This window comes from Pseudoduganella sp. S-14, from assembly GCF_049913285.1.
Taxonomy (GTDB): Bacteria; Pseudomonadota; Gammaproteobacteria; order Burkholderiales; family Burkholderiaceae_D; genus Rugamonas.
This window is the reverse complement of sequence record NZ_CP183991.1, coordinates 4,877,035-4,902,418: the sequence shown is the minus strand read 5'-3', so window position 1 is coordinate 4,902,418 and position 25,384 is coordinate 4,877,035. Positions and strand designations below refer to the sequence as shown.

Below are 25,384 nucleotides of genomic sequence, written 5' to 3'. Positions count from 1 at the left end.
GTAAAGAAATGGCATTCCAAGAAAAGATCGGTGCGCGTTCCGTGCGCCTGGCGATGTCCGCCCTGGCCCTGATCGCAACCGGCCACGCTGCCGCGCAAGAAGCGCCGATGCAGCGCGTTGAAATCACCGGTTCCGCGATCAAGCGTATCGCCGTCGAAGGCGCATTGCCAGTGCAGCGCCTGTCCGCCGAAACCATCGCCAAGACCGGCGCCGGCACCGTAGCCGACCTGATCCAGGCCCTGCCAGCAATGCAAGGCTTCACCGTTGACGCAGTCGCTGCAGGTTCCAATTCGGGCGGCAACGTGTCCGCGTCGATCCACAACATCGGTGAAGCTTACACGCTGGTGCTGCTGAATGGCCGTCGCGTCGCGCCGCAAGGTTCCGGCTCTGCCGTCAACCTGAATGCCATTCCGATGAGCGCAGTCGAGCGCGTCGAAATCCTGACCGACGGCGCTTCCGCACTGTACGGTTCCGACGCGATTGCCGGTGTGATCAACTTCATCCTGAAGGACAGCGTCAAGGCCACCACGGTCGAAGCGAACATGACCCAGCCCTTCGACAGCAGTTCCGGCCGCCAGAGCTACTTCAACTTGACCTCCGGCTGGACTGATGAAGCGGGCCGCATCAAGCTGGTCGGCTCCTACCGTCACGACGAGCGCAAGGCTGTCAAGGCAACCGAGCGTGAATTCGCCAAGACCTCGTACCTGCCGTTCAGCCACAATGGCCACAACTACGTGATGGACCGCACCAGCTCCTCGGCGATCGCTGCCAACGCGTCGGTGAAGATGTACAAAGTCGCCGGCGACGAGGCCAAAGGTTTCGAAACCATCGGTTTCAATCCCTACCTGAAGACCAGCGGCAAGTGCGCACCGTTGAACTTCGCACAGGCAACCAATGACGCGACCACCCAGAACTGCGGTTTCGATTCCAGCTCCATGGTTGAAATCGTCCCTGAGAACAAGCGCGATAGCTTCTTCGGCAAGGCGACCATCAAGCTGAACGACAACATCAACCTGTTCGCTGAAACCGCGCTGTCGCGCCTGGACCTGACTGCCCGTATCGCTGCCAATACCGCGCCGATCACCATCGACCAGGGCTCGTCCTATTACAACCAGTACGTCAAGCCATACCTGACTGCGGACCAGGAATCGCGCCTGTACTCGGTCAACGCGCTGTATCGCACCTATGATTTCGGCAGCCGCGCCAGCAACACCATCACTGATTCGACCCATTTCGTTACCGGCCTCGAAGGCGATCTGGGCGCATGGTCGTTCAACACCGGCCTGACTTGGTCGCGCAACAAGATCGACGAGCGCTACACCGACGGCTATGCCCTGAACCAGCAGTTCCGCGACATGGTTGCCAACCGCACCATCAACCCGTTTGAGCCGATTGGCAGCACCACGGCGAGCGCACAGCAACTGTCCGACGCGACTTTCCGCGGCTCGATCCGCGAAGCTTCGACCACCCTGAAGGGTATCGATGCACGCGGCTCGCGTGAACTGTTCGCACTGCCAGGTGGCGCAGCGCAGATCGCTGTGGGCGGCGACTTCCGTAACTACCACTACGAGCAGACCCCAAGCGTAGCGGCAAGCAATGGCTCGATCTATAACTTCAACACCCCAGCGCAGTACGACATGGACCGCGATACCTACGGTGTGTTCACCGAAGTGGCGGCCCCGCTTTCGAAGTCGGTCGAACTGACGGCAGCGGTGCGTTACGATGGCTACTCGGCAATCGACGACGGCCTGAAGAATGCCACTATCGGCAAGCGCGAGCACGCAACCACCTACAAGCTGTCGGCACGCTGGCAGCCGACCACCGGCTTCTTGGTGCGCGGTTCTTACGGCACCGGCTTCAAGGCGCCTTCGATGCTGGATATCGCCCAGCCACAGGTTACCGCCGGCTTCACCGCCAGCTCCTATTCCTGCCCATCCGTACTGGGCAACAACTCCCTGTGCCGCCCAGGCAAGACCCAATACAACGTGTATTCCGTGGGTAACCCAGAGCTGAAGCCAGAAGAATCGAAGCAGTTCACCATTGGCTTCCGTGCTGAACCAACCAATGCGTTTTCCTTCGGCGCTGACCTGTGGGACGTGAAGATGACCGATGCAGTGTCGTCCGTGTCCGAGCAACTGATCTTCGCGGACCCAGTCAAGTGGCGCGACCTGATCACCACTTACACCGAGCCAGCAACCGGTTCCACCTACTGGGCCATCAAGTCGCTGTCGATCAATATCGGCAAGACCCACAACCAGGGCATCGACTGGGACTTCACCGCTCGTCACAAGTTCGCCTTCGGCAACCTGACCTCGAACCTGGCAGGTACCTACCTGATCAAGTCCGACTACACCGAGCCTGGCACTTCGGACAAGTGGACCAACGACATGAACTTCTTCGGTTCCGACAACAAGGTCGCGTTCCGTCATGTTGTTCGCTGGACCACCACCCTGGAAACCGGCGCGTTCAGCAATACCCTGATCGCCAACTACCGCAATGGCTACACCGATGCACAGTCGACCGTGCTGAACCTGGATACCAACAAGCTGGAAAAAATCCGCCTGCACGTGCCTTCGCACCTGACCTGGGACTGGCAAGGCAAGTGGACTGTCAACAAGCAGTTGGCATTGCGCGCTGGTATCAAAAACCTGCTGGACCGCAACCCACCGCTGTCCCTGCGTAACTCCTCGGGCCACCAGGTTGGCTTCGACCCACGCTACGCCGACCCAATGGGCCGCACCTTCTACCTGACCGGCAATTACACCTTCTAATCGCCGCCCTCAGTAGCAAGTAGCAAAACGCCCCGTGCGCGCAAGCGCCGGGGCGTTTTTTTTATTGTGGTTCCAACGCGCGCTGGAGGGTGGTGACGCTGGGGTTGTCGACGAAGATGCAGCGCTTCTGGTGCCGCTTGCAGAAGTCTTTCACGCGCCAGTAGGCGCTGTGGCTGATGCAGGCGGTCTGGCAGATCACCAGGTCTGCTGCGGCCATGCTGGTTTCCAGGCGGGCGACGTTATCTTCGAGGCCGCCGTCGTGGTGCAGGAATTCGGCGCCGGCTTCCTCGATCACGCTGCGGTAGCCGGCGACATTGCCGGCGCGGCCACCGACGCACAGCACGCGCTCGGCCAGCAGGCCGTGCAGCGTGATGCGTTGCGAGGTGGTGCCCGCCCTGGCAGCCGGCCCGCCCGTTGCGGCGGTGGCGGCTGCCGGCATGGCGGGCGACGGTTGCGCCGCGGCTGCGGCCAATGCGGCGCGTGCTTCGCTGAGCTGGCGTTCCAGGGCGCTGGCTTCGGCGCGGGCGGCGGCGGCTTCGGTGCGCAAGTGGTGCACGCGTTGCTCGGTGTCGGCCAATTGGCGCGCCAGGCGTTCGCGCGTGGCGAGGCCGGGAACGGTGGCGTGCAGTTCGTCCAGTTGCTGGCGCAGCGAGGCGAGCACGCTGTCGCGCCCCACCAGTTGTGCGCGCAGCTGCATCATGGCGGCGGCATGGGCTTCCTGTTCGGCGTGGCGCTCGGCCTGCCAGGCCGCGCTGCGCTGCTGCAGGCGTGCCAGTTCGCGCTCCAGCGCGGCATTCGATTGTTCAAGCGCCTGCAGGCGGCTGATGTCGGCGCGCGTGGCGGCGCCGGCCTGGTGCTGGATCATGTGCAGGTCGCGGCACATGCGTTCCTGCAGTTCGAGCGTGCAGTGCGGGTGGCTCAGGCCGGCCCAGAACGGGCCCGGCACATCGCCGCTGGCGACCGCAGCTTCCCACAACGCTTCCAGTGCCGCTGTGTCGCGGGCGTGGCGGAAGCGCTGGATCACCACCGCATAGCGGCGTTCCAGTTCCTTTTGCACGGCTTCGGACAGACGGTTGCGGTTGCCGCATTCGCTGACGGCGCCAACGTGGACTTCATAGTCGTCTGCCAGTACTTTGCCGCCGACTGCCTTGGTGACGATCTTGCGCAGCACGCCAAGAGGCAGGCCGACGCCGACCAGGGGGCAGTGGCAGGTGTGGGGCAGGTCCCAGATGCGGCGGCGGCGCGCCGGTTCTTCCGCCGCGGCCTTGGCGGCCGGGGTGTCGTGCTTGTCGCACATGATGGCTCTCAGGCCGCCAGCGGGGCAGGGCGGGGACGGCCGATCAGGCGCGCCAGGAAATTGGCGCGTTCCTGCGGAGGACGGGCATGTTCGACCACGGCGCCCCACTGTTCGCACAGTTGCTGGCAGGTGGCGCGCAGCACGGGCGAGAGGTCAGGCAGCGCCGCCAGCGCTTTCAGGTGGCGCTCGATGACCGATGCCAGCTTGACGCAGCCGCCGTTGTCGGCGGCGTTGGCCGTATAGTGGGACATCAGGTGCAGCACGGCGGACAGCATCAGTTCCGGCTGGCGGGCAGCGGCGCTGTGCGTGAAGATCGGGTCGTTGCGGTCGATAGCCATGATTCACTCCAAAGTTTCAGGGGTGGCTGGCTGCCGCGTGTGACGGCTGGCTGGCGATTGGGGAGGGTAAGCTTCAGGCAGTCAGGATCAGCTTGTTCAACTGCGTGATGCGAAGACGGTAGATGCGGCCGGCATGTTCAATTTCGATTTCGCGCTGGTCGTCCATCAGGCCGGCGGTGGTATAGCGGCGCAGCGGTTGGGCTGGGGTCGGCTGCTGCGCGGCAGGGGCGGCAGCAGCCTTGGGTTTGGGGGCGTCGATAGTGGCAGTAGAAGACATTGTTATTTTTCCTCAGATAAGAATGATTCGCATTTGCATTATGCTCAGGTCGGCAATGCTTGTCAAATAAATTATTGAAGAAAAAAAGAGGCCCGCCGAAGCGGGCCAAAGCTGGGTGAGTAGTACTCTTTACAAAGTCGCCAGCAGCGGCACGGCAGCTTCGCTGGCGGCGGCTTTGGCGCGCGATGGCAGCTTGCTGCGCGTGCGCGATGGCGGCAGGCGACGCAGCGATTTCAGGGCGTCGACGTCCTTGATGCCGATGGTGCGCTGGTCCACGCTGATCAGCCCGATCTCGTTGAAGGCTGACAAGGTGCGGCTGACCGTTTCCAGCGTCAATCCGAGGTAGCTGCCGATCTCATGGCGCGTCATGCGCAGGTTGAACAGCTTGCTCGAATAACCCATCTGCGAAAACTTTTCCGATAGCGTGACCAGGAAGCGCGCCACCCGCGCCTCCGCGCTCAGGGCGCCCAGCATGCCGATCATGGCTTGCTCGCGCACCAGTTCGCGGCTCATCACGCCGTACATCATGTTCTCCAGCTCCACGTGGGTACGGCCCAGCGTGGCCAGCTTCTTGAACGGCAGCAGGATCAGGTCGCAGTCCGACAGCGCCACCGCCTCCGAGGCGTAGGTCTTGCTGTGGATGCCGTCCACCCCCATCAGGTCGCCCTTCATCGGGAAGGCCAGCACCTGTTCGTTGCCGAATTCGTCAATCAATACCGTTTTCATGAACCCGGAGTTCACCACGTACAGCATGTCGAACGGCTGGCCGATGGTATGCACCCGCTGGCCGGTCTTGAACTGCACATGCTGGAACAGCAGCTCTTCAGAATTGAGCGATACCGGCGGCAAGTGCAGCAGTTCGCACACTTCTTTCAGGTTGGACCACAAACGGCCTTGCCGCTGGCGGCCGGCCTCATGGGACACGGGTTGCGTTGAGAGCATGCTGATCTCCTGGTTCCCAAACGGAATGGTTTCAGTATGCCAACGTGAATGTGGGAAAAATATCAGTCGTTGCTGAATATGCCCGTAGGAGGGCAGTGGGGGAATGTAGGAATTATCCTAAAGTCAACCTTGCCAATCATGCTTTGAACGGGGTCAGGAGCTTGTGCGCCACTGCGTACTGGACCATTTCGGAGAGCGACGCCATGCCCATCTTCTGCATGATGCGGGTCTTGTGGGTGCTGACGGTTTTCACACTCAAATGCAGGCCGTTGGCGATTTCGGTGATGGATTTTCCCGACACCAGCAGCGAAAACACCTCGAATTCGCGGTCGGACAGCTGTTTGTGCAACAGGGTTTCGGCTGGCTGCATGATATTCAGCGCCAGTTGTTCGGCCACTTCGGTGGAGATGTAGGGGCGGCCGGACGCGACCTTGCGGATGGCGCCCACCAGTTGCGTGCCGGCGCTCTCCTTGGTCAGGTAGCCCTGGGCGCCGGCGCGGATGGCGCGCACCGCGTACTGCTCTTCCTCGTGCATGGTGAGGATGAGGATGGCCAGCTTGGGGGACTCGCTGCGAATCTGGCGGATCAGGTCGACCCCGCTGCGTCCGGGCATGGACAGGTCGAGCAGCAGCAGGTCGAAGCCGCCCTGGCGGATGTGGGTGAGGACTTCGAAGCCGTCGATGGCTTCGCCTACGATGTCGATGTCGGGAGCCCCGTCAAGAATGCGCTTGAGCCCTTCGCGCATGATGGTGTGGTCGTCGGCAATGACAATTCGAATCATGGTTCCTCAAAAAGTTAGCAATATTTGTCTTCACACTCCGGCCCGGCAGGCCGGAGCGCGTTGTAACGCCAGGCCGTTCAGGCCGGGCGCGGGTCCTTGATCAGGCGGTGCACCAGCACCGGGATCTTGGTATGCGACAGCACCTTGTTGGTCACGCTGCCCAGAAGCAGGTGACCCCAGCCGCTGCGGCCATGCGAACCGATGAAGATCAGGTCGCAGCCGTACTGGTTGGCTGCCTCAACGATCTTCAGTGCAGCACTTTCGGCAAAAGCGGTCATGCCCTCAGCCCGCACGCCTTTTTTCGCGCAAGACTCGAGGATAGACTGAACGTGCTCATTGCCGGCGCGCTGCATTGCCGCCCGGTATTCTTCCTCGCTGGGATAGCTGGGCGGAATGATCTCCACATAAATCGGGTACTGGTATTCCGGCGCCACGAACAGTGCCAGCACCTCGGCCCCGAGCTGCTGGGCAAAGTCGACCCCGGCACAGGCGGTCTTGCTGGAAACTGCCGAGCCGTCCGTCGTTATCAGGATTTTCCGATACATATCTCAGCCTCCTTTAACTATTAAAAGAGCCAGTTCCTGCCTTCATTGTAGCCCCGTTTACCGGTATTGTTCTGCTGTAAAGAGTTGATAATTATCAAGAAACTGTCACGCGGACATCGCAGATGACGCAAATTCCCGTTATTTCAGGGGCTTGCAGCGCGCATTTCACACTATCCGCAAATACAACAGTACACTTGGAGGGCCATTGCGGCTTCACCTAAGAGATTGAACTGAGGGGGCCGCCCCTGTTACACTCGCGGGAGTGCCTTATTTATTGCCGAGCGTCAAATTTGACACTTTTTTTTGGCAGCGGGAACTATTGAAAATTATGGAGAAGCAGGAATTATGACCGACGCCGCTGATGATTTCGATGCATTATTTGAGGAAGTATCTGCGCAACGGGCGAATGCGCCTGCACCTGCTCCAGCGCCTGCTCCGGCCGCTGCGGCCGCCGAGTCCGGCGATTCCGATGATCTGGAGAGCCTGTTTGATTCCGTAGCGGCGTCCAGCAAGGCACCCGCTCCGGCCGCCGCGCCCGCCCCAGCCCCGGCTGGCGAAGCGGCGGCAGAGGGCAGCGAGCACCCCGATGGCATGTTCGAGCGCCTGGGCGGCATTGTGCGCTTGCTGCATGACTCGCTGCGCGAACTGGGCTACGACAAGGCCCTGACCGAAGCGTCCACCCAGATCGTGGACGCGCAGGACCGCCTGGAATATGTCGCCTCGCTGACCGAACAGGCCGCCAACAAGGTCCTGAATACCCTGGACGACGGCATGCCGGCGCAGGAAGTGCTCTCCAAGCAGGCCAAGGAAATGGAAGAGCGCTGGGCCGAGCTGTTTGCAGGCAAGCTGAGCATTGAAGATTTCAAGGCGCTGGCGGGCGATTCGCGCGCCTTTGCCAGCAAGGTAGCGCAAGCAACGGAGGCGGAAAAGGCCCGCCTGCTGGAAATCATGATGGCCCAGGACTTCCAGGACATCACCGGCCAGTTGATCAAGAAGGTCGTCGCCATCACCAAGAAGGTCGAATCCGAACTGGCGCAACTGTTGAAGGACAACGCGCCGGCCGATGTGCGCGAGAAGATTGCGCAGAAAGAGGTGTCGCTGATGTCGGGCCCATCCGTTCCGTCGGAAGCCCTGAATCAGGACAGCGTCGATGACCTGCTTGCCGACCTGGGGTTCTAATGGACGATATGCTCAAGGAGTTCGTTGTCGAGGCCATGGATTTGGCTGTCAACGTCGAAGAGCACTTGCTGCGCCTCGAACGTGACCCCGACAACAAGGAAACGCTGAACGCAGTTTTTCGCTCGTTCCACACCATCAAGGGCGGCGCTGGCTTCATGAACCTGGGCGCGCTGGTGTCGGCCTGCCACCTGACCGAGAACCTGTTCGATGCGCTGCGCACTGGCGCCGCCCCGGTCACGCCACTGTCGATCGAAGCGGCGCTGCAGGCATCCGGCTTCGTGGCCGACCAGCTGACCGATCTGAATAACGGCGCCGCGCCGGACCAGCTGGCGCCAATGCCGGCCGACCTGGAAGCGATCCTGAAGGATGCGATCGAGGGCAAGGCCAGCTCCGCTGCGGGCAAGGTCAAGCCTGCCGCCGCGCCGGCTGCCGCCACACCCGCGGCCGCACCGGTTGCTGCCGCAGCGGGGGCGGCGCCGGCCGCCGCGCCGTCGGCCGATGGCCTGGACTGGGAAGGCATGTATGAAGCCGTGGTGCCGCCTGGCACCTATGTGCGCCCGGCTGGCGGCGCACGCGCCGAAGGCGTCGCTGCAGCCCATGCTGCCGCTGAAGGCACGCAGGCTGCGGTGCATGCCCCGGCACCGGAAGCGAAAGAGCGTCCGGCAGGTGAGGCCAAGCCAAGCTCCGCACCGGCCAAGGAAGAATCGATCCGTATCGACGCCGTCAAGCTTGACGCGCTGCTGGAAGTGGCGGGCGAATCGGTGCAGGCCGCCAACCAGGCAGCTGTGCTGCTGGAGCGCCTGCAGCAATTCAAATTCGAAGGCCAGGCTGCAACCCTGATGTCGGCCCTGACCGAAACGCTGGAACGCGCTTCGCGCTACTCCACCGAACTGCAGCGCGCCACGCTGGCGACCCGCATGCAGCCGGTCGGCCGCCTGTTCCAGAAATTCCCGCGCCTGGTGCGCGAGCTGGCCAAGGACCTGGGCAAGGAAGTCGAGCTGACCATCGAAGGCGCGGAAACCGAAGTGGACCGCGTGGTGGTGGACAGCCTGTACGACCCTCTGGTGCACATGCTGCGCAACGCGCTGGACCACGGCGTGGAAGCGCCGGACGCCCGCATGGCCATCGGCAAGCCGCCGAAAGCCTACATCTCGCTGAAGGCATGGCAGGAGGCCAACTCCGTCATGATCGTGCTGCAGGACGACGGCAAGGGCATGGACCCGGTCGCCCTGCGCCGCAAGGCCGCCGAGAAGGGACTGATCTCGCCGAGCGCCAACCTGTCGGACGACGAGTCCTACCAGCTGGTGTTCCTGCCGGGCTTCTCGACCAAGGAAGTGGCATCTTCCGTGTCCGGCCGCGGCGTCGGCATGGACGTGGTCAAGACCGCCGTGGAAAAGAACCGCGGCGCCATCCACATCGAATCGCAACTGGGCAAGGGCACCAAGTTCGCCATCCGCCTGCCGATCGAGCTGTCGATCGTGCCGACCATGCTGGTGTCCACCTCCGGCGCGCTGCTGGCGCTGCCGATGGCGGTGGTCGAGCGCGTGGTCGAACTGCCGGAAGTGTTCATGGAAGTGGGCGGCGCGCCGGTCCTCAAGGACCAGGGCCGTCCGTTGCCGGTGCGTTCGCTGGCCGGTGCGCTGGGCTACGAGCCATGCTCGGAGCGCGTGGGCATCGTCATCAACTCGCCGCAGCCGTACATCCTGGCTGTCGCGGCGGTCGATGGCACTGCCGACCTGGTCATCAAACCGATGACTGCCCTGTCGGTGGACGGCATTACCGGCACCGCGCGTTCCGCCGAGGGCGACCTGGTCCTAGTAGTTGGCCTATCGTTCCTGATGGACGGTTGCAGGGGAAGTGTAAGGATGGCGGCGTAAAGCCTCCTCCAAAAATACAGAAAACACAAGCCTGCAGCCTCCCAAAAAGGGGCTGCAGGCTTTTTTTATTTGGCGCCATCGCTCGAAATCTACGTTGAATTGCTCACAAGGCGGAAAACAGCCGGATTTTGCATTGCACAAAATATGGCATAATCAAACGGATCACCTTATTTGGCAGCATCATGAAAACGCTTTACGACAAACTCTGGGAATCCCACGTAGTACGCACCGAGGAAGACGGCACCGCCCTCCTGTACATCGACCGCCACCTGGTCCACGAAGTAACCAGCCCGCAGGCATTCGACGGCCTGCGCAATGCCGGCCGCCAGCCATGGCGCCTGTCGGCCAACCTGGCGGTGGCCGACCACAACGTTCCGACCACGGACCGTTCGCACGGCATCGAAGACCCGGTCTCGCGCCTGCAGGTGGAAACCCTGGACAAGAACACCAAGTCGGTCGGCATGACCTACTTCAACATGAACGACAAGCGCCAGGGCATCGTGCACGTAATCGGCCCGGAGCAGGGCGCGACCTTGCCGGGCATGACCGTGGTATGCGGCGACTCGCATACGTCGACCCACGGCGCGTTCGGCGCGCTGGCGCACGGCATCGGCACCTCGGAAGTGGAGCACGTGCTGGCGACCCAGACATTGCTGGCCAAGAAATCGAAATCCATGCTGGTGCAGGTCGACGGCGCGTTGCCTGCAGGCGTGACGGCCAAGGACATCGTGCTGGCGGTGATCGGCAAGATCGGGACCGCCGGCGGCACAGGCTATGCGATCGAATTTGCCGGCTCGGCGATCCGTTCGCTGTCGATGGAAGGCCGCATGACCGTCTGCAACATGGCGATCGAAGCGGGCGCGCGCGCCGGCATGGTCGCAGTCGACGAAACCACCATCAACTACGTCAAGGGGCGTCCTTATTCGCCGGTTGGCCCGCAGTGGGAGCAGGCCGTGTCGTACTGGCGCACCCTGCATTCCGATCCGGGCGCGAAGTTCGATTTCGTGGTGACGCTGGATGCAGCGCAGATCCTGCCGCAGGTAACCTGGGGCACCTCGCCGGAACAGGTGACGTCGATCGATGGCCGCGTGCCGGACCCTGACCAGGAAAAAGACCCGGTCAAGCGCGACGCCATGGAAAAGGCCCTGGTGTACATGAACCTGACGCCGAACACCCGTATCGAAGACATCCGCATCGACAAGGTGTTCATCGGCTCCTGCACCAACTCGCGCATCGAAGACTTGCGCGCCGCCGCCGCGGTAGTGCGCGGCAAGCAGCGCGCTTCGAACGTGAAGCTGGCAATGGTGGTGCCGGGTTCCGGCCTGGTGAAAGAGCAGGCCGAACGCGAAGGCCTGGATGCGATCTTCAAGGCCGCCGGCTTTGAATGGCGCGAGCCTGGCTGCTCGATGTGCCTGGCCATGAACGCCGACCGCCTCGATCCGGGCGAACGCTGCGCATCTACTTCCAATCGTAACTTTGAAGGTCGCCAAGGCCAGGGCGGGCGTACCCACCTGGTATCGCCTGCCATGGCTGCCGCAGCCGGTATCGCCGGCCATTTCGTGGATGTCCGATCCATCCGCTAACCATAACCAGTACGAGTCCAAATCATGAAAAAGCTAATCGCCATCGCCATTACCGCCATCTTCGCCATGTCCCTGGGCGGCTGCAATACCGTTGCAGGCTTCGGCAAGGATGTCCAGAAAGTCGGCCAGAAAATGGAAGGCGCCGGCAGTAAATAACCGCTGATCGGCGGACCGCGACGGTCCGCCGTCGCAACCCGTAGAGAATCATGGAAAAATTTACCGTCTATGAAGGTTTAGTTGCACCGCTTGACCGCGCCAACGTCGATACCGACGCGATCATCCCGAAACAATTCCTGAAGTCGATCCATCGCACCGGCTTTGGCCCCAACCTGTTTGACGAGTGGCGCTACCTGGACCACGGCGAACCGGGCATGGACAACAGCAAACGCCCGCTCAACCCGGACTTCGTGCTGAACCAGCCGCGCTACCAGGGCGCCTCGATTCTTTTGACGCGCAAGAACTTCGGCTGCGGCTCCTCGCGCGAGCACGCGCCGTGGGCGCTCGACCAGTACGGTTTCCGCGCCATCCTTGCGCCAAGCTTTGCGGACATCTTCTTCAACAACTGCTTCAAGAACGGCCTGCTGCCGGTCGTCCTCACTGACGCGCAGATCGATCATCTGTTCAACGAAGTCAAGGCCTTCCCGGGTTATCGCCTGGTGGTGGACCTTGAACAGCAGCGCGTAGGCACCAGCAACGGCACCGTCTCCTATCCCTTCGAGATCGATGCCTTCCGCAAGTACTGCCTGATGAACGGTCTCGACGATATTGGCCTGACCCTGCGCCATGCCGACGAGATCCGCGCGTTCGAGGAGCGCCGCCTTGCCAGCCAGCCCTGGCTGGCCAACGTTATCTAACAGAAGATCGAATAATGAAAATCGCAATCCTGCCGGGCGATGGCATCGGCCCGGAAATCGTCAGCCAGGCCGTCAAGGTCCTGAACGCGCTCGACGAACAATTTGAGATGGAAACTGCGCCGGTGGGCGGCGCCGGTTACGAGGCCAAGGGCCACCCGCTGCCGGAGCAAACGCTGGCCCTGGCCAAGGCGGCCGACGCCGTGCTGTTCGGCGCCGTCGGCGACTGGAAGTACGACACGCTGGAGCGCCCGCTGCGTCCCGAGCAGGCCATCCTCGGCCTGCGCAAGAACCTGGGCCTGTTCGGCAACCTGCGCCCAGCCATCCTGTACCCTGAACTGGCCGGCGCTTCGACGCTGAAGCCGGAAGTGGTGTCGGGCCTGGACATCCTGATCGTGCGCGAACTGACCGGCGACATCTACTTCGGCCAGCCGCGCGGCGTGCGCGAGTGCCCGGACGGTCCGTTCAAGGGCCAGCGCGAAGGCTTCGATACCATGCGCTATGCCGAAGGCGAAATCCGCCGCATCGCCCACGTGGCGTTCCAGGCGGCGCAAAAGCGCGGCAAGCGCCTGACCTCCGTCGACAAGGCCAACGTACTGGAGACATTCCAGTTCTGGAAGGACATCGTCACCGACGTGCACAAGGAATACCCGGACGTGGCGCTGGACCATATGTACGTCGACAACGCCGCCATGCAGCTGGTGCGCGCGCCGAAGAAATTCGACGTCATCGTCACCGGCAATATGTTCGGCGACATCCTGTCCGACGCGGCCGCCATGCTGACCGGCTCGATCGGCATGCTGCCATCGGCTTCGCTGGACGCCAACAACAAGGGCCTGTACGAACCATCGCACGGCTCGGCTCCCGATATCGCGGGCAAAGGCGTTGCCAACCCGCTGGCCACGATCCTGTCAGCCGCCATGATGCTGCGTTATTCGCTCAATCGCGCGGAGCAGGCCGACCGCATCGAAAACGCAGTCAAGAAGGTGCTGGCCCAGGGCCTGCGCACGCCTGACATCTATGAAGAGGGCACCACCAAGGTGGGCACCGAGCAGATGGGCGACGCAGTCGTCAAGGCAATCTGAAGAATTCACACCCAAAGGAAAGCAAAATGAAACTCGTAGGTCTGGTTGGTTGGCGCGGCATGGTCGGTTCGGTCCTGATGCAGCGCATGCAGGAAGAGGGCGATTTCGCCCACATCGAGCCGGTGTTCTTCTCCACTTCGAACACCGGCGGCGCCGCGCCGAAGATGGCGAAGAACGAGACTACCCTGAAAGACGCCACCAACATCGACGAACTGAAACGCTGCGAGATCATTATCTCCTGCCAGGGCGGCGACTACACCACCGAGGTATTCCCGAAGCTGCGCGCGGCGGGCTGGAACGGCTACTGGATCGATGCCGCGTCGACCCTGCGCATGGACAAGGATGCCGTGATCGTGCTCGATCCGGTCAACCTGAACGTGATCAAGGACGCGATGGCCAAGGGCGTGAAGAACTTCATCGGCGGCAACTGCACCGTGTCCTGCATGCTGATGGGCCTGGGCGGCCTGTTCAAACAGGACCTGGTGGAGTGGATGACTTCCATGACCTATCAGGCGGCTTCCGGCGGCGGCGCCCAGCACATGCGCGAGCTGCTGACCCAGTACGGCACCATCAACGCTTCCGTCAAGCACCTGCTGGACAACCCGGCTTCCGCCATCCTGGAAATCGACAAGCAGGTGCTGGCCACCCAGCACGGCCTGTCGCCGGAAGAAACCAAGCAGTTCGGCGTGCCGCTGGGCGGCAACCTGATCCCGTGGATCGACAAGGACCTGGGCAACGGCCAGTCGAAGGAAGAGTGGAAGGGCGGCGCCGAGACCAACAAGATCCTGGGCCGCGGCGAAGGCTTCTCCGCGTCCGCGATCCCGGTCGACGGCTTGTGCGTGCGCATCGGCGCCATGCGCTGCCACAGCCAGGCGCTGACCATCAAGCTGCGCAAGGACGTGCCGCTGGACGAGATCAACGACATCATCGCCAAGGACAACCAGTGGGTGAAGTTCGTGCCGAACACCCGCGAAGCGTCGGTCAAGGAACTGACCCCGGCCGCCGTCACCGGCAGCCTGACGATCCCGGTCGGCCGCGTGCGCAAGATGTCGATGGGCGGCGACTACCTGTCGGCCTTCACGGTGGGCGACCAGCTGCTGTGGGGCGCGGCCGAGCCGCTGCGCCGCATGCTGCGCATCGTGCTGGATAAATAAACTGTTACTAATCAGCTAATAACTACTGAATAATAAACAAGTTAAACAGTATTTTCTAAAAGCCGGATTTCAAAGGAAATTCCGGCTTTTTCTTTGGGCGAAGGAATATTTTCAGCATGAACGAAACAGAATAGTTCCTTTAGAGGAAGAATAGTGGGACAATGCTTGCATGCTTTAAAGCATGATGTTATGTTGAGACCTCTGGAAAAGTAACTTTGTTTCCACGTTAACCATTTTTCGTCGCTCACTATGCCTGTTCAAAAACCTTCCAAGGTCGCTTCGTTCGCGTTGAAAACACTGACCGCTGCCATGCTCAGCGGTGCAGTGCTCGCACCTATTTCCGTCAACGCAGCAGGCCTTGGCAAGCTCACTGTGCTCTCCTCGCTGGGGCAGCCGCTGCGCGCCGAAATCGAATTGACTGCCGTTACCCCTGAAGAAGCATCCGAACTGGTGGCCAAGCTGGCCTCGGTGGATGCCTTCCGTGCTGCCAATATCGACTTCAATTCGGCACTGCTCAGCCTGCGCTTCGAGGTCGAAGCCCGTGGCTCGCGCCAATTTATCCGCATTACTTCGTCCCAGCCGATCAACGAGCCTTTCGTTGACATGCTGCTGGAATTGACCTGGACTAACGGTCGCCTGGTACGCGAGTACACCTTCCTGCTGGACCCGGCCGACCTGCGCACGACCAATTCGGCGCAAGTGGCGGCGCAGCGTTCGCGTCCTGCCGCCAAGCCGGCAGCAGCCCCTGCGGCCGCGCCTGCTGCTGCACCGGCCCAGGCAGGTGCGCCAAGCGCTGCGCCGTCGGCATCAGCCGCCCCGTCGCGTGCGCCGGAGCCGGCCGCTGCGCCGCGCGCCGCTGCCGCCCAGGACGGTGCCGCTGCCGACAGCTATCAAGTCAAGAAGGGCGATACGCTGGGCAAGATCGCCGGCCGCCTGAAGCCGGCCGACGTGTCGCTGGACATGATGCTGGTTGCGCTGTACCGCGCCAACCCGGATGCGTTCAACGGCTCCAATATGAACCGCCTGAAGTCCGGCACCATCCTGTCCGTGCCGGATGCCGGCACCGTGAAGGCAACCAGCCAGGGCGAAGCCCACGGCGTGGTGGTGGCGCATGCTGCCGACTTCAACGCCTACCGCTCCAAGCTGGCCGGCCAGGTGGCTGCGGCGACTCCGTCCAAGGAAGCGGAATCCCAGCAAAGCCAGACCGGCAAGATCACCGCCCAGGTCAAGGAACGCCCGACTGCCGTCACCGAGTCGAAAGACCAGCTGAAACTGTCCAAGGCAGGCGAAGCTTCCAGCAAGCCAGGCAAGACCGGCGCGGTGGAAGACAAGATCGCCAAGGACCGCCAGATGGCTGACGCCAGCGCCCGCGTGAAGGAGCTGGAAAAGAACGTCAACAACCTCGAGAAGCTGATGGAGGTGAAGAGCAAGGCTGCCGCCAGCGCGCAAGCGAAGGCCAGCGCGCCGGCACCGGCTCCAGCCCCTGCACCGGCGGCCGCGGCACCGGCTGCCAGCCCGGCTGTCAAGCTGTCCGAACCGACGCCTGCGCCTGCTGCATCCGCTCCAGCCCCAGCTCCAGTTCCAGCAGCTACGGCACCGGCACCGGAAGCCTCGGCGCCGGCGGAAGCCGCACCAGAGAAGCCAGCCAAGCCAAAGCGTTCGGTAGCCGCGCCTGCTCCTGCGAAGGTCGAGCCGGGCCTGGTCGACATGATCATGGAGAACATCAAGGTGATCGGCGCCGGCGTTGCTGCGCTGCTGGGCATCGCAGCGCTGATGGTGGTACGCCGCCGCAAAGCTGCCGAAGACCTGGCGCTGCCGAATACGGAAGCAGCCAGCGTGCTGGGCGATCCTGGCACCACCGCGCACTCGCTGTTCGCCGAAACCGGCGGCCAGAGCGTGGACACCAGCAACAGCGTGTTCAACTCCAACTTCGCGCCTTCGGCCAGCCAGCTCGATACCAATGAAGTCGATCCGGTGGCGGAAGCCGATGTGTACATCGCTTACGGCCGCGATGCCCAGGCAGAGGAAATCCTGAAGGAAGCGCTGCGCGTCCATCCGGAACGCCACCCAGTGCGCCTGAAGCTGCTGGAAATCTATGCCGGCCGCAAGGATGCACGTTCCTTCGAAACCCAGGCCAGCGAGCTGTACTCGATGACCAAGGGCGCGGGCGACGAGTGGGCGCAAGCCGCTGCGCTGGGTGCCAGCATCGATCCTGACAATCCACTGTACGTCAGCGCAGCGCAAGCCAAGGCCGCTGCCGGCATGGGTGGCGCCGCCGCTGCTGCCGGTGCAGCCCCTTTCGTAGCCAGCGAGTCGAATGAGCTCAACGACTTCGCTGCGATGTTTGCTGAGCCCGCTGCACCAGCCAAAGCTGCTGCCGATGGCCTGGACCTGGACCTGAGCCAGGACGCCGCACCGGCTGCTGCCAGCGTGATGGACTTTGACCTGGACCGCGACGCAGGTGCGCTGCCGTCCCTGGCTGAAGAATCCAAACCAAGCCCGAAAGCTGCCGACAGCAACACCCTGGACTTCGACCTCGGTGGCCTGAGCTTCGACGAGCCTGCACCGGCGGCGCCTGTCGTGGCTGAAGCTGCACCGGCGCCGGTCCCGGCTGCGGAAGAAGTACACGACCTGTCCTTCGACCTGGGCCTGGATACCCCGGCTGCCAACGTGGAAACGGTGGAAGCAGTCCCAGTGCCTGATGCGATGGCCGATATCGGCATGGACTTCAACCTGGACCTGCCAAGCGAGTCCAAGCCGGCGGCACCGGCAGCCGATCCGCTTGCAGACCTGAGCAGCATGGACTTTTCGCTGCCTGCGGCAAGCGCGCCAGGAGCAGCGCCGGTGGAAGAGGCACCGCTGTCGGCGGCCGACTTTGCGCTGGACCTGCCAATGGAAGCTGCACCTGCCGCGGCGCCAGCCCCGGCAGCAGCGGACTTCGACCTGTCCGGCATCGACCTTGACCTCGGCGGCGCGGCCCAAGTGGCCGAGGCACCGAAGAACGAGGAAGAAATGTCCGCCCTCCACATGGAGATGGACACCAAGCTGGACCTGGCTGTGGCTTACCAGGAAATCGGCGACAAGGAAGGCGCCCGCGAACTGCTGGATGAAGTGATCCGCGGCGGCAGCGACGACCAGGTCTCCCGTGCTTCGGCAATGCGCGCCCAGCTCGGCTAATCCCTGATTCGCCGTATAATGCCCGGTCACAGATCAATCTGACCGGGCATTTTTTATTTTGAAACGCATTGCATTAGGGGTTCAGTACAACGGCGCCGACTGGCTTGGCTACCAGATCCAGCCGCACGGCCAGACCGTGCAGAACAAGCTGGAGGAAGCCATCGAACGCTTCGCCTGCGTCAAGCTGGGCACCACCTGCGCCGGCCGCACCGACGCCGGCGTGCACGCCCTGAACCAGGTGGTGCACTTCGACACCGAACTCGATCGCGCCGAACACGCCTGGGTGCGCGGCATCAATGCCTTCCTGCCCGAATCGATCGGCGTGCGCTGGGCGCGCTATCTGCCGGAAGCGCCATCGCCGGAGCAGGAATTCCATTCGCGCTTCAGCGCCCGCTCCCGTACTTATCATTACCTGCTGTACAACCACCAGGTGCGTTCGCCGCTGCTGGCAGGCCGCACCGGCTTTACGCATTGGAAGCTGGACGTGGAGCGCATGCGCGAAGCCGTCAAGCCGTTGATCGGCACCCACGACTTCACAGCCTTCCGCGCCTCCATGTGCCAGGCCAAGACGCCGGTCAAGGAAATGCAGATGATCGAGATCGAGCGCCACGGCGACATGATCCTGTTCACGCTGCGCGCCAACGCCTTCCTGCACCATATGGTGCGCAACCTGGTCGGCTCGCTGGTCTACGTTGGCCAGGGACGGGAAAATACCGGCTGGATGGGCGAACTGCTGGCAGGGAAGGACCGCACCAAGGCGGCGCCGACCTTCATGCCGGACGGCCTGTACCTGTCCAAAATCGAATACGACGCAAAATGGGGCTTGCCGCACGAGGAGCCCAGCATCCTGCCAGCTTTCTAAGGAAATTCACACATGCCACGCACGCGCATCAAGATCTGCGGCCTGACCCGAGAAGAAGACGTCCAGGCAGCCGTCGCGGCAGGCGCCGATGCGGTGGGTTTTGTGTTTTACGAGAAGAGCCCGCGCTACGTGGCGCCGGCGCGCGCGGCCGAGCTGATTGCGCTGCTGCCGCCTTTCGTGACGCCGGTCGGCCTGTTCGTCAATCATACGGCGCAGCAGGTGGCCGATACTGTGGCAGTCGCACCAGTATCGCTTTTGCAATTCCATGGTGACGAGAGCGCGGAGCAATGCGCGCAAGCGGCGCGTGCGGCGGGCAGGGCATTTGTACGTGTCTTCCGCGTCAAACCCGACACAAGCGGCGCTGAGCTGCTAGAATATGAGCGACTTTGCCGCGCATCCAGTGGCTTGTTCTCGGGCCTCCTGCTCGACACCTTCGTGGATGCATATGGCGGCGCAGGAAAGGTTTTCGATTGGTCCCTAATCCCAAAAGATCTCGCGCATCGGGCCGTTTTGAGTGGTGGCTTGAGCGTGCAAAATGTGACTGGCGCAGTGGCCAGCGTTCGCCCTTACGCGGTTGACGTCTCAAGTGGCGTCGAGCGCGCCAAGGGTATCAAGGATGCTCGCCTGATCGCGGACTTCATCCGCGGCGTGCGGGCAGCAGATGCCACTATTGAGAAAGATCCGCACCATGAAAACCCCGGTTGATGCGCCCCCGGCGCACCTGTTCCACGCCTCGTCTTACCACCTGCCCGACACCACCGGCCATTTCGGCCCTTATGGCGGCTCCTTCGTTGCCGAAACCCTGAGCTACGCGCTGGCCGAACTGCGCGAAGCCTATGACCGCTACAGCAAGGACGAACTGTTCCTTGAAGAATTCCGCTATGAACTGAAGCACTTCGTCGGCCGTCCATCGCCTGTGTACCATGCCAAGCGCTGGTCCGACCAACTGGGCGGCGCGCAAATCTTCTTCAAGCGCGAAGACCTGAACCACACCGGTGCGCACAAGATCAACAACGTGATCGGGCAGGCCTTGCTGGCCAAGCGCATGGGCAAGCCGCGCATCATCGCTGAAACCGGCGCCGGCCAGCACGGCGTCGCTACCGCCACCATCTGCGCGCGCTTCGGCCTGGAATGCGTGGTGTACATGGGCAGCGAGGACGTGAAGCGCCAGGCGCAGAACGTGTATCGCATGAAACTGCTCGGGGCGACCGTGGTGCCGGTGGAATCCGGCTCCAAGACACTGAAGGATGCGCTGAATGAAGCGATGCGCGACTGGGTCACCAATATTGAAAACACTTTCTACATCATCGGCACCGTGGCGGGCCCGCATCCGTATCCGATGATGGTGCGCGACTTCCAGTCCGTGATCGGCGAGGAATGCCTGCAGCAGATGCCTGAGATGACTGGCCGCCAGCCGGACTATGTGGTGGCCTGCATCGGCGGCGGCTCGAATGCGATGGGCATCTTCTATCCTTACATCGACCAGGCTGCGACAGCACTGGTGGGCGTCGAGGCGGCAGGGGAGGGGCTCGATACCGGCAAGCATGCTGCTTCGCTGACGGCCGGCTATCCGGGCGTCTTGCACGGCAACCGTACTTACCTGCTGCAGGACGAGGGCGGGCAGATTATCGAGACGCACTCGGTGTCGGCGGGCCTGGATTATCCGGGCGTGGGCCCCGAGCACTCCTACCTGAAGGATTCGGGGCGTGCGCAGTACGTGTCGATTACTGACGACGAGGCGTTGCAGGCTTTCCATGATTGCTGCCATATCGAGGGCATCATTCCTGCGCTGGAGTCTTCGCATGCGCTGGCGTATGCGGCCAAGCTGGCGGCGACTCTGCCCAAGGATAAGATCATCCTGGCCAACCTGTCGGGCCGCGGCGACAAGGACATGCACACCGTTGCGCAGCGCGCGGGGTTGCAGTTCTAAAACCGGTAAACCGGTGCCTGACCCGCAGGGTCGGGCACCCGGCCAGCGACCGCCGCGTACCAGTGTCTGACCCCGAGGGTCAGACACTGCCTTACCGGTTTGAAAGGAAAAAGACATGACTCGTATCGAACAAACCTTCGCCGCCCTGAAAGCGCAAAACAAGAAAGCCCTGGTCACCTTCATCACCGCAGGCGACCCGCAACCCGGTAAAACCGTGGAACTGATGCACGCCCTGGTCGAAGGCGGCGCCGACATCCTCGAACTCGGCATCCCCTTCTCCGACCCGATGGCCGAAGGCCCGGTGATCCAGCGCGCCTGCGAGCGTGCGCTGGCCAACGGCGTCGGCATCCGCGACTGCTTCGACTTCGTGCGCGAATTCCGCAAAACCAACACGACCACGCCAGTAGTCCTGATGGGCTATGCCAACCCGATTGAACGCCTCGGCGCCGATGCCTACATCGACGCCAGCCGCGCCGCCGGCGCCGATGGCGCCATCGTGGTCGACTATCCGCCGGAAGAGTGCGAGGAATTCGCCGCCAAGATGCGCGCAGCCGGCCAGGACCTGATTTTCCTGCTGGCCCCCACCTCGACCGAACAGCGCGTGCAGCAAGTGGCGCGCGTCGGCAGCGGTTTCACCTACTATGTGTCGCTGAAAGGCGTCACCGGCGCCGGCCATATCGATACCGAAGACGTGGCGCGCCGGCTGGACATGATCCGCAAGCACGTCCAGCTGCCGCTGGGCGTCGGTTTCGGCATCCGCGACGGCGCCACGGCCAAGGCTGTGGCTTCGGTGGCCGATGCGGTGGTGATCGGCAGCCGCATCATCCAGGAAATCGAAGCGGCCGGACCGGAAAATGCTGCAAAATCAGTACGATCGTTCGTTTCCGGCATTCGCCAGGCACTCGACGAAAACCGTTGATTTGAGGGCAATATTCTGCCTGTTTTGTTCGACAGGACAGGCAGAACCGGCTACACTTCCGGCCTAAGTTAGTGCAAGAGGAGAAATTTATGAGCTGGTTGGAAAAATTGCTGCCACCGCGCATCCAGCGCTCGGAAGCTGCCGCTCGCAAGACAATGCCTGAAGGCCTGTGGGTGAAATGCCCTTCCTGCGAGGCAGTCCTGTACCGTACCGACCTCGAGTCGAACCTGCACGTCTGCCCCAAGTGCGACCACCACATGCGTATCCGCGCCCGCGAGCGCCTGGACGCACTGCTGGACGCTGGCGGCCGTTATGAAATCGGCCAGGAGACCCTGCCGGTCGACACGCTGAAGTTCAAGGACAGCAAGAAATACCCTGACCGCCTGAAGCAGGCGATGGAAGCCACCGGCGAAACCGATGCCCTGATCGCGATGGGCGGCTCGATCATGAGCCTGCCGGTTGTCGTGGCTTGCTTCGAATTCGAATTCATGGGCGGCTCCATGGGTTCCGTGGTCGGCGAACGCTTCGCCCGCGCGGCCCAGGTGGCGCTGGAACAGAAGGTGCCATTCATCTGCGTGACCGCCACCGGCGGCGCACGTATGCAGGAAGGCCTGCTGTCGCTGATGCAGATGGCGAAAACCACTGCGATGCTGACCAAGCTGGCCGAGAAGAAGCTGCCGTTCATCTCCGTGCTGACCGACCCGACCATGGGCGGCGTGTCCGCATCGTTCGCCTTCATGGGCGACGTGGTGATGGCCGAGCCGAAGGCATTGATCGGCTTTGCCGGTCCGCGCGTGATCGAAAACACCGTGCGTGAAAAGCTGCCGGAAGGCTTCCAGCGTTCCGAGTTCCTGCTGACCAAGGGCGCGATCGACATGATCGTGGACCGCCGCCAGATGCGCGAAGAAATCGCACGCCTGCTGGCACTGATGCAGAACCAGGCCGCGGAAGTGCTGGCCTAAGCTTTACGTCGAGTTTTAAGTATTGCCGGCGCGCGCAGCCTCCTGCGCTGCGCGCCCAAAAATCCCTCCCTGGCGACAATGTCCAATCTCCCGAATACCCTCCCTGAATGGCTTGCGCTGATCGAGTCGCGCCATGCCGAAACCGTCATCAACATGGGCCTGGACCGCGTGCGCGCCGTCAAGGAACGCATGGCGCTGGCCTTCAAGTGCCCGGTCATCATGGTGGCTGGCACCAACGGCAAGGGCTCGACCTGCGCGATGCTGGAATCGATCCTGCTGCAAGGCGGCTACCGTGTCGGCCTGTACATCAAGCCGCACTTCCTGCACTTCAATGAGCGTGCGCGCCTGAACGGCGACATGGCCAGCGATGAGCAACTGGTGGAGAGCTTCAATTTCGTGGAACGGGCGCGCGGCGATATTTCGCTGACCTATTTCGAGTTCACCACACTGGCCATCATGCACCTGATGTCGCAGGCGACGCTGGACGTGGTCATCCTGGAAGTTGGCCTGGGCGGCCGCCTGGATGCGGTCAATGTGATCGATGCCGACGTGTCGATCGTGACCAGCGTCGATATCGACCACGTCGATTACCTGGGCGGTACGCGCGAACAGATCGGCTTTGAAAAGGCCGGCATCTTCCGCACCGGCAAGGCAGCGATCTGCAGCGACCCGGTGCCGCCGCAGTCCCTGATCGACCACGCCATGGAAATCGGCGCTGACCTCTGGCTGATGGGCCGCGATTTCAATTATGCGGGCGACAAGCAGCAGTGGAACTACGGCGGCCGGTCGCAGCGCCGCAATTCGCTGGCCTATCCCGGCCTGCGCGGCGCCAACCAGTTGCTGAACGCCTGCGCGGCGCTGGCGGCCCTGGAGGCGCTGAAGATGGAACTGCCGGTTGGCGCGCAGGAGGTGCGTACCGGGCTGGTGATGGTAGAGCTGCCGGGCCGCTTCCAGGTGCTGCCAGGCCGTCCGACGGTGATCTACGACGTGGCGCACAACCCGCACGCGGCGGCGGCGCTGGCGCAGAACGTAGGCAATATGGGCTTCAGCCCATTTACCTTCGCGGTGTTCGGTTCCATGCACGACAAGGATATCGATGGCGTCATCAAGGCCATGGCGCCATGCGTGGACCATTGGTGCCTTACCAATTTGCCATCGCCGCGCGCAGCCGCCGCTTCCGAGCTGGCTGCCAAGGTGCAGCTAATTGAGCCGAAAATGGACGAAAAAACCGTCAATATTTTCGATGATCCAGGCCAGGCATTCGCAAATGCGATGAGCAGGGCAGGCGAGAATGATAGAATTGTGGTCTTTGGATCATTTCTGACTGTCGCCGGCGTCATGGCGGCGAAAAAATCCTCACTCCACTGAGAACATTCCGCATGGGCTTGTTATCGAAATTTGGCAAAAACAAGCAAGATGCTGCTGGTGAAGACAGCGGCTACTACCGCGCGCAGGACGACAGGGCCCTGGACGAAAAGGCCCGTTCCAAGCGCGCATCCAGCGCTGGCGCCGACGCGGCGCCGCGCCGCAATTCCAGCAAAAATTCCCCCGATCCGGTCCTGCCGGAGAAGAAACGCGCCCGCCGTCGCCTGGTAGGCGCGATCGCGCTGGCGCTGGCCGTTGCCATCGGCCTGCCGATGCTGCTCGACTCGGAGCCGAAATCATCGGTGTCCGATATCGCCATCAGCATGCCGTCGAAGGACAAGCCGGGCGAACCGCTGAATGGCGGCCCTGCCGTGGCGCCTGCGCTCGAGCAGCCTGCCCCGGCGCCAGCTCCGGCGGCCAACAAGCCAGTCTCCGCGTCGCCATCGACGCGTACCGTGGCTCCTGTTGCCGCAGCGGGCGCGTCGCTGGATAAAGGCGAAGAGATTGTCCACGTGCCGACCAAGCCGGCCGTGACCGAAACTCCGAAGCCGCCAAAAGCGGCCGAACCGAAAGCGACCGAGCAGAAAGTCGCCAAGGCCGAGGTGAAGCATCCCGAACCGAAGCCTGAACCAAAGAAACCGGAACCTAAACAGGAAGCCAAGCCTGCCCACACTGACGATGCGCGCGCCATGGCTATCCTAGAAGGCAAGCCAGCCGAAGCAGCGCCTTCGACCAAATACGTGGTCAAGGTCGCCGCCTTCGCGACCAAAGACAAAGTGGACGAGCTGCAGCGCAAGCTTGGCGAAGCCGGCATCAAGTCCTATGCGCAGAAAGTCAACACCGCCAACGGCGAATTGACCAGCGTGCGAGTCGGTCCATTCCCGAACAAGGAAGAGGCCGAAAAGGTCAAAGCCAAGCTGGGCAAACTGGGCCTTAGCGGCAACGTGACCCCGGCCTGACTGACGATTTGAGGCTGCGCTGACGTGACGATTTTCGATTACCTGGTTATTTTCGTGCTGATCGCATCCATCGTCATCAGTACCATGCGCGGCCTGGTCAAGGAAGTATTGTCGCTGGCTGGCTGGATCGTTGCCTTCGTCATCGCCAACGCTTACGGTCCATGGCTCGCGCCCATGCTGCCGGAAGCCCTGCCGGGCGAGGTGGTGCGCCTGATCGTTGCCTTCATTGCGCTGTTTATCGGAGTGCTCATCCTCATGGCCTTGTTGACCATGGCAATCAATGCGCTGATCGAAGCCGGCGGCCTGTCGTTCGCCGACCGCGGCCTGGGAGCCCTGTTCGGGCTCGGCCGGGGCATTGTGATTGTGCTGGCCGGCGTCATATTGTGTGGGATGACCTCCATGCCCAAGCAGGAATTCTGGAAAGGCGCGCTGTTGAGTCCCGTGGCGGAATCCGGCGTGCGTACCGTGAAACCATTCCTGCCCGCCGCGATGGCGGAGCATGTCCATTTTTAGAATTCTTTAAATCCGCA

At 62.4% G+C, this 25,384-nt stretch carries 23 protein-coding genes; 17 read left to right on the top strand and 6 right to left on the bottom strand.

The genetic code is table 11. The annotated features are described in order from the left end of the window. Positions 1-8: 8 nt before the first annotated feature. Positions 9-2,771: a TonB-dependent receptor plug domain-containing protein gene (locus tag ACN9MZ_RS22520; RefSeq protein ID WP_426339100.1), complete on the top strand. Its 2,763-nt coding sequence runs from the start codon at positions 9-11 to the stop codon at positions 2,769-2,771. A gap of 61 nt (positions 2,772-2,832) precedes the next feature. Here the strand turns inward: ACN9MZ_RS22520 and ACN9MZ_RS22515 are convergent, their stop codons facing one another. The 6 genes from ACN9MZ_RS22515 to ACN9MZ_RS22490 form a co-directional block, all read right to left on the bottom strand. Further along, entirely contained in the window at positions 2,833-4,068 is a 1,236-nt protein-coding gene (locus ACN9MZ_RS22515; RefSeq protein WP_426339099.1) for a DUF2325 domain-containing protein, read from the bottom strand. Between the two features lie 8 nt (positions 4,069-4,076). Next, the gene (locus tag ACN9MZ_RS22510; protein WP_426163432.1) at positions 4,077-4,406 is read right to left on the bottom strand and encodes a hypothetical protein; all 330 of its coding nucleotides are present in this window, start codon (positions 4,404-4,406) and stop codon (positions 4,077-4,079) included. A 73-nt stretch (positions 4,407-4,479) separates the two neighbouring features. Beyond that, a complete protein-coding gene (gene hemP, locus ACN9MZ_RS22505) occupies positions 4,480-4,683 on the bottom strand; it encodes a hemin uptake protein HemP (protein WP_426339098.1) in 204 nt (67 codons plus the stop codon). Positions 4,684-4,812: 129 nt separating this feature from the next. Next, positions 4,813-5,625, bottom strand: a complete 813-nt coding sequence (locus ACN9MZ_RS22500) for a Crp/Fnr family transcriptional regulator (RefSeq protein WP_426339097.1) — start codon at positions 5,623-5,625, stop codon at positions 4,813-4,815. A 136-nt stretch (positions 5,626-5,761) separates the two neighbouring features. Beyond that, a complete protein-coding gene (locus ACN9MZ_RS22495; protein WP_130310986.1) occupies positions 5,762-6,406 on the bottom strand; it encodes a response regulator transcription factor in 645 nt (214 codons plus the stop codon). Positions 6,407-6,483: 77 nt separating this feature from the next. Continuing rightward, positions 6,484-6,951 (bottom strand): universal stress protein, encoded by a 468-nt coding sequence (locus tag ACN9MZ_RS22490; RefSeq protein ID WP_426339096.1) that lies wholly within the window; start codon positions 6,949-6,951, stop codon positions 6,484-6,486. Positions 6,952-7,296: 345 nt separating this feature from the next. Between ACN9MZ_RS22490 and ACN9MZ_RS22485 the strand changes: the two genes are divergently transcribed. From ACN9MZ_RS22485 to ACN9MZ_RS22410, 16 genes are all read left to right on the top strand, one after another. Next, complete coding sequence (locus tag ACN9MZ_RS22485) at positions 7,297-8,130, top strand: protein phosphatase CheZ (protein ID WP_426339095.1); 834 nt, start codon at positions 7,297-7,299, stop codon at positions 8,128-8,130. Then, positions 8,130-10,007, top strand: coding sequence for a chemotaxis protein CheA (locus ACN9MZ_RS22480; protein WP_426339094.1), 1,878 nt, complete (start codon positions 8,130-8,132; stop codon positions 10,005-10,007). The genes ACN9MZ_RS22485 and ACN9MZ_RS22480 overlap by 1 nt, the downstream gene beginning before the upstream one ends. Positions 10,008-10,186: 179 nt before the next feature. After that, the gene (gene leuC, locus ACN9MZ_RS22475; RefSeq protein WP_426342947.1) at positions 10,187-11,590 is read left to right on the top strand and encodes a 3-isopropylmalate dehydratase large subunit; all 1,404 of its coding nucleotides are present in this window, start codon (positions 10,187-10,189) and stop codon (positions 11,588-11,590) included. Between the two features lie 24 nt (positions 11,591-11,614). Beyond that, complete coding sequence (locus ACN9MZ_RS22470; protein ID WP_426339093.1) at positions 11,615-11,746, top strand: entericidin A/B family lipoprotein; 132 nt, start codon at positions 11,615-11,617, stop codon at positions 11,744-11,746. A gap of 50 nt (positions 11,747-11,796) precedes the next feature. Beyond that, entirely contained in the window at positions 11,797-12,444 is a 648-nt protein-coding gene (gene leuD, locus ACN9MZ_RS22465) for a 3-isopropylmalate dehydratase small subunit (protein WP_426339092.1), read from the top strand. A gap of 14 nt (positions 12,445-12,458) precedes the next feature. Then, a complete protein-coding gene (leuB, locus tag ACN9MZ_RS22460; RefSeq protein WP_426339091.1) occupies positions 12,459-13,526 on the top strand; it encodes a 3-isopropylmalate dehydrogenase in 1,068 nt (355 codons plus the stop codon). 26 nt (positions 13,527-13,552) lie between these two features. Continuing rightward, positions 13,553-14,680 carry an aspartate-semialdehyde dehydrogenase gene (asd, locus tag ACN9MZ_RS22455; protein WP_426163411.1) on the top strand — a complete coding sequence of 376 codons (1,128 nt, stop codon included), beginning with the start codon at positions 13,553-13,555 and terminating at the stop codon, positions 14,678-14,680. Positions 14,681-14,929: 249 nt separating this feature from the next. Further along, positions 14,930-17,857 (top strand): FimV/HubP family polar landmark protein, encoded by a 2,928-nt coding sequence (locus ACN9MZ_RS22450; RefSeq protein ID WP_426339090.1) that lies wholly within the window; start codon positions 14,930-14,932, stop codon positions 17,855-17,857. Between the two features lie 58 nt (positions 17,858-17,915). Further along, positions 17,916-18,719: a tRNA pseudouridine(38-40) synthase TruA gene (gene truA / locus ACN9MZ_RS22445; RefSeq protein ID WP_426339089.1), complete on the top strand. Its 804-nt coding sequence runs from the start codon at positions 17,916-17,918 to the stop codon at positions 18,717-18,719. Between the two features lie 12 nt (positions 18,720-18,731). Continuing rightward, positions 18,732-19,424, top strand: a complete 693-nt coding sequence (locus tag ACN9MZ_RS22440) for a phosphoribosylanthranilate isomerase (protein WP_426339088.1) — start codon at positions 18,732-18,734, stop codon at positions 19,422-19,424. Continuing rightward, a complete protein-coding gene (gene trpB / locus ACN9MZ_RS22435; protein WP_426339087.1) occupies positions 19,408-20,649 on the top strand; it encodes a tryptophan synthase subunit beta in 1,242 nt (413 codons plus the stop codon). Before ACN9MZ_RS22440 ends, trpB begins: the two co-directional genes overlap by 17 nt. Positions 20,650-20,764: 115 nt before the next feature. Then, complete coding sequence (trpA, locus tag ACN9MZ_RS22430) at positions 20,765-21,568, top strand: tryptophan synthase subunit alpha (protein WP_426339086.1); 804 nt, start codon at positions 20,765-20,767, stop codon at positions 21,566-21,568. Between the two features lie 89 nt (positions 21,569-21,657). Further along, the gene (gene accD, locus ACN9MZ_RS22425) at positions 21,658-22,530 is read left to right on the top strand and encodes an acetyl-CoA carboxylase, carboxyltransferase subunit beta (RefSeq protein ID WP_090439030.1); all 873 of its coding nucleotides are present in this window, start codon (positions 21,658-21,660) and stop codon (positions 22,528-22,530) included. Positions 22,531-22,608: 78 nt separating this feature from the next. Next, positions 22,609-23,898, top strand: coding sequence for a bifunctional tetrahydrofolate synthase/dihydrofolate synthase (folC, locus tag ACN9MZ_RS22420; RefSeq protein ID WP_426163395.1), 1,290 nt, complete (start codon positions 22,609-22,611; stop codon positions 23,896-23,898). An 11-nt stretch (positions 23,899-23,909) separates the two neighbouring features. Beyond that, positions 23,910-24,854: an SPOR domain-containing protein gene (locus ACN9MZ_RS22415; RefSeq protein WP_426163393.1), complete on the top strand. Its 945-nt coding sequence runs from the start codon at positions 23,910-23,912 to the stop codon at positions 24,852-24,854. 24 nt (positions 24,855-24,878) lie between these two features. Then, a complete protein-coding gene (locus ACN9MZ_RS22410) occupies positions 24,879-25,367 on the top strand; it encodes a CvpA family protein (protein WP_426336230.1) in 489 nt (162 codons plus the stop codon). The last annotated feature ends 17 nt before the right edge of the window (positions 25,368-25,384 follow it).